The sequence below is a fragment of the Nonomuraea sp. B208 genome, assembly GCF_057536035.1.
In genome coordinates, this window is record NZ_BAAJOU010000025.1 from 549,937 (window position 1) to 567,072 (window position 17,136).

The 17,136-nt window shown below is 70.6% G+C and carries 18 protein-coding genes and 1 tRNA gene; 9 read left to right on the forward strand and 10 right to left on the reverse strand.

Features of this window, described 5'->3' with window-relative positions; translation table 11 throughout:
* Positions 1-15 precede the first annotated feature (15 nt).
* Positions 16-738: an endonuclease III gene (nth, locus tag AC27IY_RS30835; RefSeq protein ID WP_487180025.1), complete on the reverse strand. Its 723-nt coding sequence runs from the start codon at positions 736-738 to the stop codon at positions 16-18.
* Positions 739-826: 88 nt separating this feature from the next.
* Between nth and AC27IY_RS30840 the strand changes: the two genes are divergently transcribed.
* Together AC27IY_RS30840 and AC27IY_RS30845 are read left to right on the forward strand one after the other, a co-directional pair.
* Positions 827-1,273 carry a hypothetical protein gene (locus AC27IY_RS30840; RefSeq protein WP_487180026.1) on the forward strand — a complete coding sequence of 149 codons (447 nt, stop codon included), beginning with the start codon at positions 827-829 and terminating at the stop codon, positions 1,271-1,273.
* 128 nt (positions 1,274-1,401) lie between these two features.
* Positions 1,402-2,082 carry a Crp/Fnr family transcriptional regulator gene (locus AC27IY_RS30845; RefSeq protein ID WP_329587137.1) on the forward strand — a complete coding sequence of 227 codons (681 nt, stop codon included), beginning with the start codon at positions 1,402-1,404 and terminating at the stop codon, positions 2,080-2,082.
* On the opposite strand, the gene AC27IY_RS30850 is transcribed toward AC27IY_RS30845, so the two are convergent.
* From AC27IY_RS30850 to sp36, 4 genes are read right to left on the reverse strand one after another with little or no spacing between them, the layout of a single operon-like run.
* Positions 2,064-2,858: an MBL fold metallo-hydrolase gene (locus tag AC27IY_RS30850; RefSeq protein ID WP_487180027.1), complete on the reverse strand. Its 795-nt coding sequence runs from the start codon at positions 2,856-2,858 to the stop codon at positions 2,064-2,066. The two genes, AC27IY_RS30845 and AC27IY_RS30850, sit on opposite strands and share 19 nt — an antisense overlap.
* On the reverse strand, positions 2,855-3,658 hold the full coding sequence (locus AC27IY_RS30855) for an NUDIX hydrolase (RefSeq protein WP_449947785.1): 804 nt from the start codon (positions 3,656-3,658) through the stop codon (positions 2,855-2,857). The genes AC27IY_RS30850 and AC27IY_RS30855 overlap by 4 nt, the downstream gene beginning before the upstream one ends.
* 55 nt (positions 3,659-3,713) lie before the next feature.
* Complete coding sequence (locus AC27IY_RS30860) at positions 3,714-4,172, reverse strand: RidA family protein (RefSeq protein ID WP_423451401.1); 459 nt, start codon at positions 4,170-4,172, stop codon at positions 3,714-3,716.
* Positions 4,173-4,328, reverse strand: coding sequence for a Sp36 family protein (gene sp36, locus AC27IY_RS30865; protein ID WP_185069889.1), 156 nt, complete (start codon positions 4,326-4,328; stop codon positions 4,173-4,175). It lies immediately after the preceding gene.
* 77 nt (positions 4,329-4,405) lie between these two features.
* On the opposite strand from sp36, the gene bagA reads away from it, so the two are divergent.
* Together bagA and bagB are read left to right on the forward strand one after the other, a co-directional pair.
* Positions 4,406-5,407 (forward strand): ATPase BagA, encoded by a 1,002-nt coding sequence (gene bagA / locus AC27IY_RS30870; protein WP_487180028.1) that lies wholly within the window; start codon positions 4,406-4,408, stop codon positions 5,405-5,407.
* On the forward strand, positions 5,404-6,531 hold the full coding sequence (gene bagB, locus AC27IY_RS30875) for an ATPase BagB (RefSeq protein WP_364456777.1): 1,128 nt from the start codon (positions 5,404-5,406) through the stop codon (positions 6,529-6,531). The genes bagA and bagB overlap by 4 nt, the downstream gene beginning before the upstream one ends.
* A gap of 95 nt (positions 6,532-6,626) precedes the next feature.
* On the opposite strand, the gene AC27IY_RS30880 is transcribed toward bagB, so the two are convergent.
* Entirely contained in the window at positions 6,627-6,923 is a 297-nt protein-coding gene (locus tag AC27IY_RS30880) for a WhiB family transcriptional regulator (protein ID WP_020542548.1), read from the reverse strand.
* Positions 6,924-7,167: 244 nt separating this feature from the next.
* Here AC27IY_RS30880 and AC27IY_RS30885 point away from each other — a divergent pair, with 244 nt between their 5' ends.
* Positions 7,168-9,441, forward strand: a complete 2,274-nt coding sequence (locus AC27IY_RS30885; RefSeq protein WP_423478013.1) for a transglycosylase domain-containing protein — start codon at positions 7,168-7,170, stop codon at positions 9,439-9,441.
* Between the two features lie 161 nt (positions 9,442-9,602).
* Here AC27IY_RS30885 and AC27IY_RS30890 read toward each other — a convergent pair whose 3' ends face one another.
* Complete coding sequence (locus AC27IY_RS30890; RefSeq protein WP_364456782.1) at positions 9,603-10,061, reverse strand: GatB/YqeY domain-containing protein; 459 nt, start codon at positions 10,059-10,061, stop codon at positions 9,603-9,605.
* Between the two features lie 89 nt (positions 10,062-10,150).
* Here AC27IY_RS30890 and AC27IY_RS30895 point away from each other — a divergent pair, with 89 nt between their 5' ends.
* From AC27IY_RS30895 to AC27IY_RS30910, 4 genes are all read left to right on the forward strand, one after another.
* Complete coding sequence (locus tag AC27IY_RS30895) at positions 10,151-11,017, forward strand: metallophosphoesterase (protein ID WP_344209097.1); 867 nt, start codon at positions 10,151-10,153, stop codon at positions 11,015-11,017.
* Between the two features lie 66 nt (positions 11,018-11,083).
* A tRNA-Pro gene (locus AC27IY_RS30900) sits at positions 11,084-11,157 on the forward strand.
* Between the two features lie 308 nt (positions 11,158-11,465).
* Positions 11,466-12,338, forward strand: a complete 873-nt coding sequence (gene blaOXA, locus AC27IY_RS30905) for a class D beta-lactamase (protein ID WP_487180029.1) — start codon at positions 11,466-11,468, stop codon at positions 12,336-12,338.
* Positions 12,335-13,582: an MFS transporter gene (locus AC27IY_RS30910; RefSeq protein ID WP_487180030.1), complete on the forward strand. Its 1,248-nt coding sequence runs from the start codon at positions 12,335-12,337 to the stop codon at positions 13,580-13,582. The genes blaOXA and AC27IY_RS30910 overlap by 4 nt, the downstream gene beginning before the upstream one ends.
* A 17-nt stretch (positions 13,583-13,599) precedes the next feature.
* Here the strand turns inward: AC27IY_RS30910 and AC27IY_RS30915 are convergent, their stop codons facing one another.
* From AC27IY_RS30915 to AC27IY_RS30925, 3 genes are all read right to left on the reverse strand, one after another.
* On the reverse strand, positions 13,600-14,751 hold the full coding sequence (locus AC27IY_RS30915) for a serine hydrolase domain-containing protein (protein ID WP_487180031.1): 1,152 nt from the start codon (positions 14,749-14,751) through the stop codon (positions 13,600-13,602).
* A 103-nt stretch (positions 14,752-14,854) separates the two neighbouring features.
* A complete protein-coding gene (locus tag AC27IY_RS30920) occupies positions 14,855-16,309 on the reverse strand; it encodes a sensor histidine kinase (RefSeq protein ID WP_487180032.1) in 1,455 nt (484 codons plus the stop codon).
* Positions 16,306-16,998: a response regulator transcription factor gene (locus tag AC27IY_RS30925; RefSeq protein WP_423451405.1), complete on the reverse strand. Its 693-nt coding sequence runs from the start codon at positions 16,996-16,998 to the stop codon at positions 16,306-16,308. The genes AC27IY_RS30920 and AC27IY_RS30925 overlap by 4 nt, the downstream gene beginning before the upstream one ends.
* Positions 16,999-17,136: the final 138 nt, after the last annotated feature.

Consider the following 17,136-nt stretch of genomic DNA (forward strand, 5'->3'; position numbering starts at 1 on the left):
CTTCCCCGCCTGCCGTCAGGAGAAGGGGCCGGACCTGACGAGCTTGCGCGCCTCGGCCTCGGACGTCGGCCCCGTGCCGAACGACGGGCAGAGCGCGGCGAGCGGGCAGACGCCGCAGGCCGGGCGGCGGGCGTGGCAGATGCGCCGGCCGTGCCAGATGACCCGGTGCGAGAAGATCGTCCATTCGCGGCGCGGCAGCAGCTCGCCCACCACGTGCTCGATCTTGACGGGGTCGGTCTCCTCGGTCCAGCCGAACCGCCGCACCAGGCGCTGGAAGTGGGTGTCCACGGTGAGCCCGGGGACGTCGAAGGCGTTGCCGAGCACCACGTTGGCGGTCTTGCGGCCGACGCCGGGCAGGGTCACCAGGTCCTTCAGCCGGCTGGGCACCTCGCCGCCGTAGCGCTCGCACACGGCCTGGGCCATGCCGATGATGCTGTTGGTCTTGGCCCGGAAGAAGCCGGTCGAGCGGATGATGTCCTCCATCTCCGACCGGTCGGCGGCGGCGTAGTCCTCGACCGTCGGATATTTCGCGAAGAGGACGGGGGTCACCATGTTGACCCGCTTGTCCGTGCACTGCGCGGACAGGATGGTCGCGACCAGCAGCTCCAACGGGTTGCGGAAGTCGAGCTCGCAGTGGGCGTCCGGGTAGGTCTCCGCCAGAATGCGGTTCATCCTGCGCGCCCGCCGTACGAGTGCGAGCTGGGTCTCCGGCTTGCGCCCCGCCGCTTTCGTCGCCATGACCGCAAGGGTAGAAGGTTCCGCCGGTGCTTGAACCCCGGACGCCGGAGCCTCGTACAACCTGGCGACGCGGGAGGGGTGGACGGCGATGGGCGGTCAGGGCGCGACGGTGGCGGAGTTCGTCCGGAGCTCGGGGCCGCTGCGCGGGCCGGCGCTGGACCGGCTGGCGCTGGCCTGCGCCGCGACGATGGCGCGGCTGCACGCGCGCGGCGTCGCGGGGCTGCGGCTGAGCGAGGACAGCGTGGCGCTCGGCGCGCACGGTCAGGTGTTCATCGGCTGGATGCCGTCGGCGGCGGCGTACGAGGGGGCGGTGGCCGACGACGTACGGGCCTGGGCCGACCTGATGGTCTTCGCGGCGACCGGCGTCCGCGACGGCGACCCGTACGCCCTCCCGCCGGCGCTGCGCCTCGCGATCGCGCAGTGCCGCCGTCCCGACTGGGTGGCCCGCCCGCGCGCCGCCGATGTCCTGCGCGTTCTCCTCGGCCGGTCGGTGGCGAGCGCTATGGCCTCGGTGGACGACCTGCTGGCCTGCTGAACCGGAGCTTCCGGTAACTTTCCCCCTGGACTCGACGTACCCGGACGAGCCAGAACACTCCGGCATTCCCATAACCTGTGTGTGCCGCCTTGAGTGGGGTGAGTCACAATGGCAGCAGAGGAGGCAGAGTGAACACCGACGATGTGCTGGGCAAGGCCCCCCTGTTCGCCGCGCTCGACCGCGAGAGCGCCGCGGCGCTGCGGACGAGCATCACCGAGGTCCAGCTCTCCAAGGGGCAGACGCTCTTCCACGAGAACGAGACGGGCGACCGCCTCTACGTCGTGCTCGAAGGCAAGATCAAGCTCTCCCGCACGTCCCCGGACGGCCGGGAGAACCTGCTGAGCGTGCTGGGGCCGAGCGAGATGTTCGGCGAGCTGTCGCTGTTCGACCCGCGGCCGCGCACGGCCACGGCGACGGCGCTGACCGAGGTGCGGCTGGCGGGCCTCGGCCACGACGACCTGCGCCCCTGGCTCACCGGCCGTCCCGAGGTGGCTCTGCACCTGCTGCGCGCGCTCGCGCAGCGCCTGCGCCGCACCAACGACGTGCTGGCCGACCTGGTCTTCACCGACGTGCCGGGCCGGGTGGCCAAGCAGCTGCTCGACCTCGCCGAGCGGTTCGGCACCAAGACCGACGACGGCCTGCGGGTCCACCACGACCTCACCCAGGAGGAGCTGGCCCAGCTGGTCGGCGCCTCCCGCGAGACGGTCAACAAGGCGCTGGCCGACTTCGCCCAGCGCGGCTGGCTGCGCATCGAGGCCAAGGCCGTGGTGATCCTCGACACCGATCGGCTCTACAACCGCTCCAGATAGTCGAGCTGGGCCCGCACCGACATCTCGGCGGCGGGCCAGAGCGACCGGTCCACGTCGGCGTAGACGACGCGGACGATCTCGCGCGGGGTGCGCGCCCCCTGCGCCTGCGCCGCCCTGATCTGGTCCAGCCGCTCGCGCCGGTGCGCGAGATAGCCGTCGAGCGCCGCGATGGGGTCGGTCAGCACCGGGCCGTGCCCCGGCAGCAGCACCTTCGCCTCCAGGCGTTCGGCCGCCTCCCTCAGCCGGTCGAGGCTGCGCAGGTAGTCGGCGAGGCCGCCGTCGCCCGCGATGATCGTGGTGCCGCGGCCGAGCACGGTGTCGCCGGTCAGCATCGCGCGGTCCTGCGGCAGCCAGAAGCACAGCGAGTCGAACGAGTGGCCGGGCGTGCCGTGGACGTGCACCTCCAGCCCGCCGACCGTGACCACGTCGCCGTCGGCCAGCCCCTCGCCGCCGAGCCGGTGCCGCGGGTCGAGGGCGCGGACGGGGGCGTCCACCAGCGCGGCGAAGGAGCGGGCTCCCCCGCTGTGGTCGAAGTGGCCGTGGGTCAGCAGGATCTCGGTGACCCGGCGGCCGTCGAGGTGGGCGCGCACCCGTTCGAGGTGATCGGCGTCGTCCGGGCCCGGGTCGACGACGATCGTCTCCTCGCCGTCGCCGATGAGCCACGTGTTGGTGCCGTCGAGCGTCATGATCCCGGGGTTGGGGGCGAGGACGTTGACGGCGTGGTCGGTACGGGTGCCGTCGGGCCCGCCGCCGAGCGGGATGTGCAGGCCGCTCATGTGTTCACCAGCCGCATCTCGCCCTCGACCTCCACGGCCCTCGGCAGGATGGTCACGATGTCGCGGGGGGCGGCCAGCACCTCGGCCACGCTCCCGTACGCCGACAGCTCGCTCAGCGTGCGGTGGGTCGGCGGCATGAGGAAGATCTCCCCCTGGCGCGCCCGCTCGACGGCCTGCGCGGGCCGCGTCCAGACCACCTGGTCGGCCTCGCCGCCCACGTCGCGGGTGCGCTGGCCCTCGGGCAGCACGGCCACGAAGAAGCGGGTGTCGAAGCGGCGCTGCTCGATCTCCGGCGTGATCCAGTGGGCCCACGGCTTGAGCAGGTCGGAGCGGAGCACCAGCCCCCTCCGCGCCAGGAAGTCGGCGAAGGCGAGGCTGCGGTCGATCAGCGCCAGCCGGTCGGCCTCCCAGTCGTCGCCGGTGGTGTCGGCCACCACCGAGCCGGCGTCGGGGCCGGCCAGCAGCACCCCCGACTCCTCGAACGTCTCGCGCACGGCCGCGCACACCAGGCCCCTGGCCAGCTGCTCGCCCGCGCGGAAGGCCGCGCCCCACTCGGCGGGCGACGGCCCGGCCCACGCCACGGCCTGGTCGGTGTCACGGGCGTCCACCGACCCGCCGGGGAAGACGTACGCGCCGGCCGCGAAGGCCATGGTGGCCTTGCGCCGGAGCAGGTAGGTCTGCGGCCCGCCGGGGCCGTCCCGCAGGATCACCACCGTGGCGGCGTCCCGCGGGGTCACCGGCTCGATCCTCCCGGCGATGAGGTCCCTGGCCCGCGTGGCGAGCTCGGCTGGAAGCGGCAATCCGGTCACATGACCTCCTCTAGAACATCACTCGGTCATGGTGACATATCTCCGCTCAGGCGACCTCGGCGATCAGCTCCACCTCGACCGGCACGTTCAGCGGGAGCGCGGCCACGCCCACCGCGCTGCGCGCGTGCTTGCCCGCCTCGCCCAGCACCTCGCCCAGCAGGTCGCTGGCGCCGTTGCCGACCTTGGGCTGGTCGGTGAACGACGGGTCGCTCGCCACGAACACGACGACCTTGACGATCCGTACGATCTTCGTGAGGTCGCCCACCTCGGCCTTCAGCGCGGCGAGGGCGTTGAGCGCGCAGATGCGGGCCATCTCGTAGCCCTGCTCCAGGCTGACCTCGGCGCCCAGCTTGCCGGTGCCCGCCGGCTTGCCGTCGACGATCGGCACCTGGCCAGAGGTGTAGACGAGGTTGCCCGTACGCACCGCGGGCACGTACGCCGCCACCGGCTTGACCACCTCGGGCAGCGTCAGCCCGAGCTCCGTCAGCTTCTCCTCCGGCGTCATCTACTGCTTCTCCCTCTTGAAGTAGGCGACGAGCTGCTCCGGCGTGGCGCCCTGCACGATCTGGACCAGCTCCCAGCCGTCGGAGCCGAAGTTGTCCAGGATCATCTTGGTGTTGTGGATGAGCAAGGGGGCTGTGAGGTACTCCCATTTCTTCATGAGGGCCAGAGTAGTGTGAGCAATCTCAAAGGGTGGTCACCGGCGTTCGGCAAGTGACCGTTCGGTAGCCTCGAAGCGTGGATTCTCCGCGCACGGATTGGGCGGACGTGCACATGCACGTCGTCACCGGCAAGGGCGGCACGGGCAAGACGACCGTCGCCGCCGCCCTCGCGCTCGCCCTGGCCTCGGGCGGCAAGAAGGTGCTGCTCGTCGAGGTGGAGGCCAGGCAGGGCATCGCGCAGATCTTCGATCTGCCGCCGTTGCCCTACGAGGAGCGCCGCATCGCGGTCGCGCCCTCCGGCGGGGACGTGTACGCGCTGGCGATCGACCCCGAAGACGCCATGCTCGAATACCTGGAGATGTTCTACGGCATGCGGCGGGCCGGCCGCGCCCTGAGCAAGATGGGCATCGTCGACTTCGCCACCACCATCGCCCCCGGCTTCCGCGACGTGCTGGTCACCGGCAAGACCACGGAGGCCGTACGCAGGCGCAACCGCAACGGCCGCCGGGTCTACGACGCGGTCGTGCTGGACGCGCCGCCCACCGGCCGCATCACCCGCTTCCTCAACGTCACGCAGGAGGTCGCCGGGCTCGCCAGGGTGGGGCCGATCAAGAACCACTCCGAGCTGGTCAGCAGCGTCGTGAAGAGCCCGGAGACCGCCGTGCACTTCGTGACCCTGCTGGAGGAGATGCCGGTCCAGGAGACCCTGGACGGCGTCGCCGAGCTGCGCTCCGCGGGCCTGCCGCCGGGCGGGATCTTCGTCAACATGGTGCGCGAGTCCCAGCTCCCGCAGTCCGCGCTCGACCAGGCCGCCACGGGCCGCTTCGACGCCGCCGAGCTCGTGCTCGGGCTGAAGGCGGCCGGCGTGGCCGACGGCGCGGAGGCCACGGCGCTCGCCGAGGCACTCGCCGAGGAGGTCGTCGAGCACGCCCACCGCACCGAGCTGGAGCGCGCCGAGCGCGAGTCGCTGGCCGAGGCCGGGCTGCCGAATTTCGAGCTGCCGCTCCTCACCGACGGCGTCGACCTGGCCGGCCTGTACGAGCTGGCCGAGACCATCCGCACCCAGGGAGCAGCGTGAAGAAGCCCGCCCGGCTCGACATCGACGCCATCCTCGACGACCCCGGCACCCGGATCATCGTCTGCTGCGGCGCGGGCGGCGTGGGCAAGACCACGACCGCCGCGGCCCTCGGGCTGCGGGCCGCCGAGCGCGGCCGGTGCGCGGTCGTGCTGACCGTCGACCCCGCGCGGCGCCTGGCGCAGTCGATGGGGCTCACCGAGCTCGACAACACCCCGCGCCTCATCCACGAGTCGGAGGACGGCGGGCAGCTGTTCGCGATGATGCTCGACATGAAGCGCACGTTCGACGAGATCATCGAGGCGCACGCCGACCCCGAACGGGCCAGGCAGATCCTGTCGAACCCCTTCTACCAGTCGCTGTCCTCCAGCTTCGCCGGCACCCAGGAGTACATGGCGATGGAGAAGCTGGGCCAGCTCCGCCGCTCCGACGAGTGGGACCTCATCGTGGTCGACACGCCGCCGTCGCGCTCGGCGCTGGACTTCCTGGACGCGCCAGAACGGCTCGGGAGGTTCTTGGACGGCCGGTTCATCCGGCTGCTGACGGCGCCGGCCAAGGCCGGGGGCCGCAGCGCGTTCAAGCTGCTCAACGCCGGGTTCGGGCTGATGGCCGGGGCGTTGACCAAGCTGCTCGGCGCTCAGGTCATCAAGGACCTGCAGACGTTCGTCTCCGCGCTCGACGCCGTCTTCGGCGGGTTCAGGCAGCGGGCCGAGATGACGTACCAGCTGCTCCAGGCGCCAGGGACGGCGTTCCTCGTGGTCGCCGCGCCGGAGCGCGACGCCATGCGTGAGGCTTCCTACTTCGTCGAGCGGCTGGCCGAGGAACGCATGCCCCTGGCCGGCCTGGTGGTCAACCGGGTGCACACGTCCCCCGCCGCCGCGCTCTCAGCGGCACGGAGCGCCGCCGCGGCCGAGGACCTGGAGTCCAGGGGCGAGCACGAGCTGACCGCCGCCGTGCTGCGGCTGCACGCCGGTCGGATGCAGCTCGCCGCTCGCGAGAACCGCGAACGGGAGCACTTCGTCACGGCACATCCCACGGTGCCGATGGCGAAGGTTCGCGCCATGTCGGAGGACGTCCACGATCTGACCGGTCTGCGGCAGATCGGGGAGCTGCTGGCGAGCGCGTAGCCGCTCTTCCCGGGGAATCTCCCGGGACTCTCATGGGAGTACGGCCGGCGGACGGCGCCGGCCGTACGTCAACGCTCTCGGCTCGCCGGGCCGGATCAGCCCGCGATCAGCTCGTTGGTTCGCTCGTACTCTTCTTTCGCCGACTCGAGCAGCTCTCGCCACGAGTCGACGTCTGGACGCCGCCGCAGCAGCGCACGTCGTTCGCGTTCGGTCATACCGCCCCACACCCCGAACTCGATGCGGTTGTCCAGCGCATCGGCGAGGCATTCGGTACGGACCGGGCAACCCCGGCAGATGAGCTTCGCCCTGTTCTGCGCGGCGCCCTGCACGAACAGGGCATCCGGATCCGCACCTTTACAGGCGGCACGGGAGGTCCAATCCGTGATCCACATTTTTCGACCCCACTCCCCTTAGGTGGTCAGTCGTCATTTGGGGCCGACGGGCGCGGGCGCCGAGCCTCCGTTATTCAGTTGCCGCAGAGAGAACGTACGCAACGAGACGTTCGGGCCGACAGACCCCCAGAGGACCAAATTCTCGCGGCCCTGTTGACCGGGAATGACTAGTCACCTGGCCCAGTCAAGGTGAAATGTGGCGCGGCTACCGATTCGGTCAGCCTTTGGACGTACCCTTGGTACCGTGCAAGCGCAGCGCAAAGATCGGCCCAATCCCGTCCTGACCCTGGTGCGACTGATCATCGCCGCGACCGCGGCCGGGGTGCTCGCGGCCGCCGTCGCCCTGCCCGCGGTCGGCGGAGCCGGGATGTCGACCAAGAGCGCGCTTGAGGGGCTCAACCTCAAGCCGGAAGAGCTGGACGAGCCGCCTCTTCCCGAACGCACCAAGATCCTGGACGCCAACGGCAAGCAGATCGCGCTCTTCTACTACGAGAACCGCCAGTCGGTGACCCTCGACCAGGTGGCGCCGATCATGCGCGAGGCGCTGATCGCGATCGAGGACTTCCGTTTCTACCAGCACGGGCCGATCGATGTGGAGGGAACCGCCAGAGCGCTGGTGAAGAACCTCACCAACGGCGGCGTGACGCAGGGCGGCTCCTCGATCACCCAGCAGTACGTCAAGCAGGTGCTGGTCAACGCGGCCGAGACGCCGGAGGAGCAGGCGGCGGCCATCGCCCCCACGGTCTCCCGCAAGCTGTCCGAGCTGCGCTACGCGATGGCGATCGAGAAGAAATACTCCAAGGACCAGATCCTGGAGAAATACCTCAACATCGCCTACTTCGGCGCCGGAGCCCACGGCATCCAGGCCGCCGCCAGGCGTTTCTTCGACAAGCCCGCGTCCAAGCTCAGCCTCGCCGAGGCCGCCACGCTGGCCGGCGCCGTCCAGAACCCGGCGCGCACCGACCCCAACGTCGGCCCCGAGGCCCGCGAGCGGCTGCTGCAGCGGCGCAACACCGTGCTCGACCGGATGGTCGAGATCGGCAAGATCTCGGCGCAGGACGCCGCCGCGGCCAAGGAGAAGAAGCTCGGCTACAAGGACATCGAGTTCCCGGGCGGCTGCGAAGAGAGCAAATACCCGTACTTCTGCCTCTACGTCCAGTACGAGATCCTCAACAACGACGAGTTCGGCAAGAACCCCGACGAGCGCAGGAAGCTGCTCCAGCGGGGCGGCCTGACGATCAAGACCACGATCGACCCCAAGATGCAGGCCGCCTCCGAGAAGGCGATCAAGAAGTACGTGTCCACCAAGGACAAGCCCGTGGCCTCGCAGGCCATGGTCGTTCCCGGCACCGGCGAGATCAAGGCGATGGCCGCCTCGCGGAAGTTCGGCGGGAGCAAGAAGAAGAACGAGATGAGCTACAACATCGTGGCCGACGCCGCGCACGGCGGCGGCCGCGGGTTCCAGCAGGGCTCGACGGCCAAGGTCTACACGCTGGCCGCGGCCCTGGAGGAGGGGCTGAAGTACGGCGACGGCTTCCCCGCCCCCGCCGGCTACAAGGCCGACGCCTACAGCACGTTCAAGAACTGCAAGGGCGAGAACGTCGGCGACCCCTCCCACACCGTCACGAACTCCAGCGAGGGCGGCGGCGGCTTCAAGACCCTGGAGAGCGGCACCTGGGGCTCGGTCAACACCTTCTTCCTGCGGCTGGAGCAGAAGGTCGGGCTCTGCGACACGGTCAAGATGGCCAAGAAGCTCGGCGTCAAGCGGGCCGACGGCAACAAGCTGTCGGAGGTGGAGACGTTCACGCTCGGGGTCAACGAGGTCGACCCGGTGACGATCGCCAGCTCGTACGCGGTGTTCGGCTCGCGCGGCAAGTACTGCAAGCCGCTCGCGATCACCGAGATCACCGACCGCAACGGCAAGGTCAAGCAGTACAAGCCGAAGTGCTCCCAGGTGCTGGAGGAGAAGGTCGCCGACGCGGTCAGCGGCATCCTGTCCGGGGTGTTCACCAAGGGCACGATGACCGAGGTCGGCGGCATCGGACGTGACGCGGCCGGCAAGACCGGCACGACGGACAACTACATGTCCGCCTGGTTCGCCGGCTACACCCCCAACCTGGCCTCCGCCGTCTCGCTCGGCGACCCGCGCGGCGCCGCGAACCACGAGCTCATCGGCATCACCATCGGCGGGCGCTACTACTCGTACGTGTACGGCGCGTCGATCTCCGGGCGCATCTGGAAGGACTCCATGATCGGGGCGCTGAAGGGGGTCGAACCGGTCGACTTCACGCCGGTGGACCGCTCGCGCTTCGGCGGGTGCACCGACCACTGCGCGCCCAAGCCCAAGAAGGAGAAGGACGACAGGAAGCCGGGCGACCGCGGCAACCCGTTCGACATCTTCAACCCGCCGGGCAACGACGACCGCGGGTGGGGCGGCGGGCGCGGCCGCGACGACAACGGGCGGAACCGGGGCGGCGACGCCGGGCCGATCATCCAGCCGGGCTTCGGCGGCAACTGACCCCTCGGGTTCCCGAGCCTGGGCCTCCTGTCATCGCCAGGAGGCCCTGTGGCCGCCGCAACGCCTCTCCCTGGCCCGAAGCCACTCCGGCCACCGCCGAAGCCTCTCTGAGCCCCTGGGGCTACTGAGCCATCGCGCTCTCGCGCTATCGGGCTGCTGCGCTACTGGGCGGCGAGGCGGGCGCGTACGGTGGCGGCCACCCGCCCGCCCTCGGCCCTGCCCGCGACCTTCGGGTTCACGGCCTTCATGACCTGCCCCATGGCCTGCGGCCCGGACGCGCCCGTCTCCGCGATCGCCGCGTCCACGAGCACCACCAGCTCCTCGTCGGACAGCTGCGCGGGAAGGTACTCCTCCAGCACCGCCTGCTCGTCCAGCTCCGCCTGCGCCTGCTCGGCGCGCCCGGCGTTGCCGAACGCCTCGGCCGCCTCCTTGCGCTTCTTCGCCTCCTTCGTGAGGACCTTGATGACCTCGTCGTCGGAAAGCTCCCTGGCCTCCTTGCCGGAGACCTCCTCGACGTTGATCGCCGCCAAAGCCATCCGGATCGTACGCAGACGTACCTCGTCGCGGCTCTTCATCGAGGCCGTGAGGTCGGCCTTCAGCTTGTCCTTCAATGCGCTCATGCGGTCCATCTTGCCGTCTGCGCGGACACCTCGTGCCCGATGTCAGGCATCATGAGTGGGTGAGGAAAGCCGTCGCAGTGCCCCTGTCCATGTTCGGTCTCGGCCTGGCCGGGCTGGGTTACGCGTCCGTGGTCGAGCGCAACTGGTTCCGGTTGCGCCGCTTCGACGTGCCCGTCCTGGAGCGCGGCCAGCGCCCGGTGCGCATCCTCCACCTGTCCGACCTGCATCTGACGCCACGCCGCTCGATGCTCATCACGTGGGTCCGCTCGCTGGGCGAGCTCAAGCCCGACCTGGTCGTCAACACCGGCGACTCCATCGCGCACCCGGACGCCGTCCCCTCGCTCCTGCACGCCCTGGAGCCCCTGCTCTCCCGTCCCGGCCTGTTCGTCTACGGCTCCAACGACCTCTACGCCCCCAAGCCGAAGAACCCGGCCCGCTACCTCTGGCGCACCTCGAAGAACGAGCGCCGCCAGCACGTCCCCAGCCTCCCCTGGGAGGAGCTGGGCGCCGGCATGGCCGCCGAGGGCTGGCTCGACATGAACAACACCACGGCCCGCATCAAGGTCGGCGACCTCGACGTGGCCGTGGCCGGCATCCACGACTCCCACATCTCCCGCGACCGCTACGACCTGGTCGCCGGCCCGGCCCCGGCCGACGCCGACCTCCGCCTCGGCGTCATGCACTCCCCCGAGCCGCGCAACATGAGCCTCTTCGCCGCCGACGGCTACCAGCTCCTGCTGGCCGGCCACACGCACGGCGGCCAGCTCTGCGTCCCCTTCTACGGCGCCCTGGTCACCAACTGCGGCATCGACCGGGCCAGGGTGAAGGGCCTGAGCCGCCACGACGGCGCCTGGCTGCACGTCTCGGCCGGCCTCGGCACCTCGCCGTACGCTCCGGCCCGCTTCGCCTGCTTCCCGGAGGCGTCCCTTCTCACCCTCGTACCGCGCCGCGCCTAAAGGCGGTCACAACCACCTTGGGAGTCCGCTAGACTTTTCCAGGTACGCACCGATCGGCGCGTGCACCGGGGTGTAGCGCAGCTTGGCAGCGCGCTTCGTTCGGGACGAAGAGGTCGTGGGTTCAAATCCCGCCACCCCGACACATTGCCGCAGACAGGCCGCTTCCGAGATCGGAAGCGGCCTTTCTTGTCTCTCCAGTGACCGACTGCGTGACCATCGGCGAGTGCGAACTACGGGTGGGACTTCCCGGCCATCCGCTCTGAGGCCGGTGTTACTCGTGGCGGCCATCGTCGCCACGCCTTTCGCCTTCAGCCTCCGCACCGATCGCCCACTTCGGCCCGTCGGTCCCTGAATAAGGGCTCTGAACTGCGGCCATATGCATTCGAATATCGGTCTTTCATCAATATCAATATTGGACAGTCACGATGTCCTGTGATGCCCTCTGCGCATGAAGAAGACGATCCCGCAGGTCCTACGCTCCGGGCTCGGCACCGCCGTGCTCGTCTCGCTCACTCTCTGCGGCGCCCCCGCGTACGGTGCCACCACCCACGGCGCCGTGGTCGCGACGGCCCATGAGGTCGGGCCGGGTACCGTTGTGCGCGATGACCTGCGCGCGGTGTTCGACACGGCGAAGGTGCGAGGCACGTTCGCGTTGCTGGACGTGTCGTCCAGGAAGGTGACCGTGGTGGACCGCCGGCGCGCCGAGAAGCCGATGGTGCCCGCCTCCAGTTTCAAGGTCCCGCACGCGCTGGTCGCTCTGGAGACCGGCGTGGTCAAGAGCCCCGACGAGGTGATCCCCTGGGACGGCACGCCGCAGCCGTTCCCCGAATGGGAGAAGGACATGAGCATGCGCGAGGCCGTTCGTGTGTCCAACGCGGCGGCGTTCCAGGTGATCGCCCGCCGCATCGGCCTCCAGCGCGAGCGGCAGTGGCTGCACCGGCTGAACTACGGCAACCGGCAGACCGGGACGGTGGTGGACCGGTTCTGGCTGGACGGCCCGCTGAAGATCTCGGCGGTGGAACAGACCAGGTTCATGGAACGGCTGGCCGCCCTGCGCCTGCCCGCCTCGCGTGAGCACCAGCGCACCGTCCACGACCTGATCAAGCAGGAGGAGAAGGACGGGTACGCGCTGTACGCCAAGTCAGGCTGGCAGAACGCCCCCGGCCCCGGCACGGGCTGGTGGACCGGGTGGGTCGAACGCGGCGGACGCGTGTACACGTTCGCGCTGAACATGGACATCGCCAAGGACGGCGACGCCGCCAAGCGCGCCACCCTCGCGCGTGAACTGCTGCACCGGCTGAACGTCCTGCCCACGGCGTGACCAGGCCCCTCTCCGACCACGGCGACCGTCGCACGGTCGTCGTGGTCGTCGCCATTCAGGCCGCCATCTCCCTGGGCTACTTCGCGGCGATGGCGCATGTCGTCCTCCACCTCAAAGTCGACCTGGGGCTGGCCGCCGGGCTGATCGGCCTGGTGCTGGCGCTGCGCAATCTGGTGCAGCACACGCTGTCCCTGCCGGTCGGCGCGCTGGTGGACGTGCTCGGCCCGGTGCGGATCGGCATAGTGGCGTGCCTGCTCCGCGCGGCCGGGTTCGCGCTGCTGGGCACCGTGTCCTCGCTGCCCTGGCTGGTCGTCGCGGCGGTGTTGCTGGGCACGGGCGGGGCGCTGTTCCATCCGGCTGCGCAGTCGCTCCTGGCCGGGCTCGCCGAACGGCGGAGGGCGCGCGGATACGCGGCGTACACGGTGACATTGCAGATCGCGGCGGTCCTCGGCCCGGCGCTCGGGCTGGCGCTGTTGAACGTCGGCTACTGGCTGGTGGCGCTCACCGCGGCCGCGCTGTGGATCGGTGCGGCCTTCCTGTTCGCCCTGCTGCGGCACGACCCGCCCGTCCGGGCCGCGAGCGGGGTCGTCTCCGGGGTGCGGACGGTGCTGCGGGACCGGGCCTTCCTGTGGTTCGCCGTCGTGTCGACGCCCGCGATGCTGGTGACGGACCAGGCGTCGGTGGTGGTACCGCTCAGCGGCGTGGACGCGGGATCGGTGACCGTGTTCGTCTGTGTGCTCGCCATGGTGTCGGCCATGGTCCAGCCGTGGTGCGCGGTGCCGGGCCGCGCCGACCGGCCCGGCGTGCTGCGCGCGGGGCTGCTGTTCGCCGCCGCCGGCCATCTGCTGCTCGCCGCCGGCGCGGGCGGCGGGCTGACGGGCCTGGTGTTGGTGGCCGCGCTGCACGGGCTCGCCGACGGACTGCTGCAACCGGCGGTGTTCCAGACGATCGCCCGGCTCGCTCCGCCGACGCGTTTCGGGGCATACCTGGGCGTGCAGACGTTCCTCTCGGGACTGTTCGCGTTCGCCGGCGGCATCGCCGTGGGCTGGTCGTTCGACCGGGGGCCGGGCGGGGCGACGGCGGCGCTGGTCGTCCTGGCGTTGACCGCCTGCGCCGCGGCCTCGATCAGCCGGCATTCTCATGCTGAGGCGGGGAAATGCCGTGAATGGTCAGCGGAGGTCGCCGCCTTCTCCGTGGAGCGGGCCCGGTGGAGAAGGCGGCGGCCGAGGAGATCGCTTATGTGACCGCGCCGGTCCTTCGATCAGTCGGTACGAGTGCGCGCCACCTCTGCGGCCACGGCGCGGAAGGCGGTGAACGCCTCGTCCAGGTCGATCTGGCCGCCGGGCGTCGAGATGACCGACTTGACGATGACCACACCGTGCTTCGGCGAGACGTAGATGTGCTGGCCGCCGAACCCGGCCGCCATGTAGTCCTTCTCTCCGTCGCCGCCCAGCCACCAGTGCAGGCCGTACCGTTCGTTGAAGGAGGCGGACGGCTGGGTCGAGCGCCGCACCCAGGAAGCGGGCACGACCTGCTTGCCGTGCGCCTTGCCGCCCCGCAGGTAGAGCAGGCCGAAGCGGGCGAAGTCGCGGTCGGTGGCATGGAAGCAGCAGTAGCCGAGACTGTCGCCGGAGGAGTCGTTGCCGATCAGGACGGACGACTCCATCCCCGCCGGCTTCCAGATCTTCTCCTGCACGTACCGGTGGTACGGCATGCCCGTCGTCTGCCCGATGAGCCGGGCGAGCACGAAGGAGTTGACGCTGGTGTACTCGAACCGGCTGCCCGGCTTCCAGCCGCGCTTCTGCCGCGCCGCGAAACTCTTCAGCGGCCGCCCGCGCTGCGCGAGAGCCTGCAGCTGCGGCGCTCCCTTGGTCTCCTCCCACTCGATGCCCGAGGACATGCGCAGCAGGTTCCTGATGCTCACGCCGTCGAAACCGGAGCCCTTCAACTCGGGCAGATACCGGGTCACCGGGTCGTCGATCGAGCGGATGTGCCCCTCGCTCAGGGCGATGCCGATCGCCGCCGAGGTGAAGGACTTCGCCATCGACCAGGACTGGAAGCGCATGTCACGGTTGGCGCCGACGTAGCGTTCGAGGACGATGTCCTGGCCGTCCAGGACGACGAACCCGTTGGTCTTGGTTGCCTTGAGGAAGTCGTCGAGCGTACGCTCCTCTCCCTTGTGGGTGTAGGTCACCGCGAGTTTTCTCGGCGCGCTGCGCAACACGACCGGGTTGCCGGACGGGTGCACCAGGTCGGTGCCGATCAGCGCGGACGCCGTCTCCGCGCTGACCGGGGCTGCTGAGGCCGGTTCAAGGGCGCTCACGGGGAGCACGGCGGTGACCGCCGCCAGGGCGGCGATCGCCAGTCTCCCTGTGCGTCTCGGCCAGCGGCGGACGGTGCTGGGGTGGGACACGTTCCCTCCTGTGAACGGTCGCGGGCCGCATGCCCGCGTGTCGCCACGGAAGGGTGCCGGGTCTTCTTGGCATATTTCTGGGAACGGCGCCGGGCGGCTCCGTTCAACTCCGGGACACCGCCAGCCAGGCGCCGAGATGCGCCGGTCGGCCTCCGGTCCCTCCATGCGTGGGCTCGCCGCCCGCCGCTGGTAGGCGTACCACGAAGCGGGTGCCAGGTCCGTCCTCGGGATCCGCGGCCTCGACCTCGCCTCCGTGCAGCCTCGCCTGCTGCCGTACCAGCGTGAGCCCGAGTCCGGAGCCCGGGCTGGTCGGCCCGCGGTGGAACCGGTCGAAGATCTTCTCCCGTTCGGCGGGTGCGATCCCTCTCCCGTGATCCCGTACGGACAGCACCACGATCGGGGCGTCGACCGTCAGCGTGATCTCGACGTGGCCCGCTTCGTCCGCCCCGTGGATGGCCGCGTTGTCGAGCAGGTTGTCCACGATCACGCGCAGTCCTTCCTCCCAGCCCCGCACCCGTGCCGGGCCGGAGTCCGTCAGGGTGATCGTCGCTCGCGGATGGCGCCGGCGCGCGTCGCCGACCGCGTCCGCCACGATGTCGGCCAGATCGAGGTCGGTGAACGTCGTGGTGTCCACGAGCTCGCCACGGGCGAGCCCGCGCAGCAGGGTGATCAGCCGTTGCAGGCGCAGGTGCTCCCCCTCCAGGTCGGCGATGATCTCGGCCTGGTCGTCCGGCTCCAGACCGGGATGACGCAGCAGGCCGAGATTGGTTCCCATGCTGGTCAATGGGGTGCGCAGCTCGTGCGCCACGGTCGCGGCGAAGGCGCGGGCGATCTCCAGCGCCTCCCCGGTACGGCTGACGGCCTCGTCGCGCCGGGCCAGCGACTCGTTGAGCAGGGCGGCCAGTTCGTCGATCTCGGTGACCCGGGAGGCGGTGTCCAGCCGCACCGTTCCCGGCGCCGACCGGCCGAGCTCGCGGGCCTGCCGCCGCAGCACCACCAGGGGATGCACCGCGAACCGCCCGAGCACGAGCCCGGCTCCGACCCCGGCCAGCGCCGCGATCAGCGTCACGGCGGCCAGACGGCGCCGGAGCAGCGCGATCTGCCGCTCAAGGAGCTGTTCCGGTTCGAACACGTAGACGCGGGCGAGGTTCCCGGCAGGGCCGAGATCTGCGGCGACGTACCGCCACCGCCGCTCCCCCTCCGTGTAGCCGCCGGGGCCGTCGGCGTTGGGGGCGGGCCGGCCGCGCGGCGTGTCCCCGATGGCGAGCGCCTCGGCGCCGGACACGTCCACCACCACTCCGCCCGGATCGTCGGCGCCCAGCGCGGCGCCGGTCAGTCGCTGGGCGAGAAAGTCCGGGCGCGTCCACGGTTTGAGCCGATAGGTCAAGGCGTACGTCGTGGCCATCGGGGTCAGCGCGCTGAGCCGCGCCTCCAGTCTCCGGTCGCGTTCGGCACGCAGATCGGCGCTCACCAGGCCCAGCACCAGCACCCCCGCGAGCAGCACCAGCAGCGGCACGATCGCCGCCAGCAACACCACGAACCGGGTGGACAGCCTCACGCGGGGTCGTCCCGCAGCACGAAGCCGACCCCGCGTACGGTGTGGACCATCCGCGGTTCGCCCGCCGCCTCCAGCTTGCGCCGCAGATACCCGACGAAGGTGTCCACGGCGTTGCCGGTCACCTCGAAGTCGTAGCCCCAGACCCGCTCCAGCAGCACCTGCCGGGTCAGGACGATGCCGGCGTTGAGCGCGAGCACCTCCAGCAGCTCGAACTCGCGCCGGGTCAGCTCGACCCGCCGGCCGTTCATGGTCACGCGGCGGGTGGCGGGATCGACGGACAACGGCCCTACGCGGACCGTCTCGTCGCCGGCCGCCACGCGGGCCGTACGCCGCAGCAGGGCCCGTAACCGCAGCACCAGTTCCCTGAGGTCATAGGGCTTGACCACGTAGTCGTCGGCGCCCGCCGCCAGGCCGGCCACGCGGTCGGCGACCTCGTCCAGCGCGGACAGCATGAGCACCGGCACCTCCGCCCGCCGCTGCCGTAACCGCGCGCACACCTCGATGCCCGACATCCCGGGCATCGACACATCCAGCACGATCGCGTCCGGCGACTCGCTCTCCGCGATCTCCAGCGCCGCCGGCCCGGACCCGGCCGTCCGGACCTCGAAGCCTTCCAGCCGAAGCCCCCGCCGCAGCGAGCGCAGGATCGCGGGATCGTCGTCAACCGCGAGAATGCGATACTCCCCCATCGACGTCTCCCCCTGCGTCAGGCCGCCCCTCTAGCCCCCACCGAGGTACCCGGCAGCGGGCACGGCTTGATCGTAACCCTGCAGCAGGTCGACGAACCTGATCGCCGAGCATTCGACGCTGCGGGAACGGGGCGGCGT